2 protein-coding genes are annotated in these 1,510 nt (G+C 36.3%); both read left to right on the top strand.

The genetic code is table 11. The features are described from left to right. Window positions 1–334: 334 nt before the first annotated feature. The gene (locus tag ACFIQC_RS09760) at window positions 335–853 is read left to right on the top strand and encodes a Rha family transcriptional regulator (RefSeq protein ID WP_375635162.1); all 519 of its coding nucleotides are present in this window, start codon (window positions 335–337) and stop codon (window positions 851–853) included. An 83-nt stretch (window positions 854–936) separates the two neighbouring features. Further along, window positions 937–1,377: a hypothetical protein gene (locus ACFIQC_RS09755; RefSeq protein WP_375707126.1), complete on the top strand. Its 441-nt coding sequence runs from the start codon at window positions 937–939 to the stop codon at window positions 1,375–1,377. Window positions 1,378–1,510: the final 133 nt, after the last annotated feature.

Below are 1,510 nucleotides of genomic sequence, written 5' to 3'. Positions count from 1 at the left end.
AAGCACTTGGTATTCAATTAGGTAGGTATCAAAATGAAAAAAATTGAAAAAAATAAAAAATACGTATTGACTTTAAAAGGTCATTCTGTTAAACGAATCATTAAGTGCTAGAAACACTAAACATGTAGCGAATAGATTACGAAACAATCTTTTCCTGCTTCAAAATTTGGCTTTATTTTTATGCTATTATTGGCATATAACGATTTTGTCGGGTGTGGTTACGCTATACAATACCCTTATGGGAAAGGCGTGACGACGGACTACATGCCGTGTTTCTAGCGCCCGGCACTCTTTTAGAGTGTCAATAGAAATTTTAAACATGTAGGAGTTCCCTATGAACAATTTAGTAACAATCAACAATGCTGGTATTGCTGTCACAACTTCTTTGAAAATTGCAGAGGGTGTAGGTAATAAGCACAAAACAGTTATACAGTTGGTTCGTCAAAATATTAAAGACTTTGAAGAACTTGGAAGGGTCGCATTTGAAATGCTACCCTTTGAAACCAAGGGTGGAATACAAAAGAGAGAAGTTGCCATCCTTAATGAATCACAAGCAACTCTACTGATGACATATATGCGCAATAATGACACGGTGCGTGCATTTAAAAAGGCGCTTGTTAAAGCTTTTTATGAATTAAAAAGCCAATCAAAAAATCATGATTTATTCTCTAGAGATAATGATTTATTTTCTTATGAAAGTTTAAAAGCTCCTGAGGGAATTGGTAAAGTTTTGGGAATGATTGCTGCGCGTTTATCGTATGTAAATGATCTACAAAAAGAGCTTGATCACTACAAATTGGTTACGACAGAAGCCAAGCGTGTCTTAACAAACGCTATTGCAAAAGCAGCATAAGACAGCAGCGGCGGTGCGGGGGCGCCCCTCTTTAAAATTCTTTCATTCAAAAATTTGTTTAAATATTAGATTAGGAGTTACCTATGACCACTAAAACTGTATCCAAAAAATATGAACTTACTAATGAAACTACAGAAGTTAAAGACCATCTCTATGGTAGAGTTAGAACACTTTATCGCATTAGAGCTTTAAGAAGTTTTGGAGGTGTTAAAAAAGGAGATTTAGGGGGCTTTATTGAAAGTGAATACAACTTATCACATGATGGCAATTGCTGGGTTGGTGATGATGCCAAGGTTTATAATGCTGCTATGGTTTGGGGGCATGCGAAGGTTTTTGAAAATGCAATAATTTGTGATGAGGCGTGTGTTAATGGGTTTGCGAAGGTTTACGGTAATGTACGTGCTTATGGAAAGGCAATTATTGGTGGCAGGGCGCGTGTTTTTGGAGATACGCAACTTATTTTGGGGGCATGGGTTACAGGAAGAAAAGAGATTTCTACAGGTTTAATATCCTTTTGTAGATAGATAAAGACTGTAGAGGAATTGATTAAAGCGGCTGTGGCGTCTAAAAGATAGAATAAAAAAAAGCCGCGTCCTTTAAGACACGGCTTTTATTATCAAAACAGCTAGCGATCTAAATAAACGATTAAAAGAAATA

Origin of the sequence: Bartonella sp. AA126HLJHH (assembly GCF_042197425.1) — a bacterium.
Taxonomy (GTDB): domain Bacteria; phylum Pseudomonadota; class Alphaproteobacteria; order Rhizobiales; family Rhizobiaceae; genus Bartonella.
This window is presented reverse-complemented; position numbering and strand designations above follow the sequence as displayed.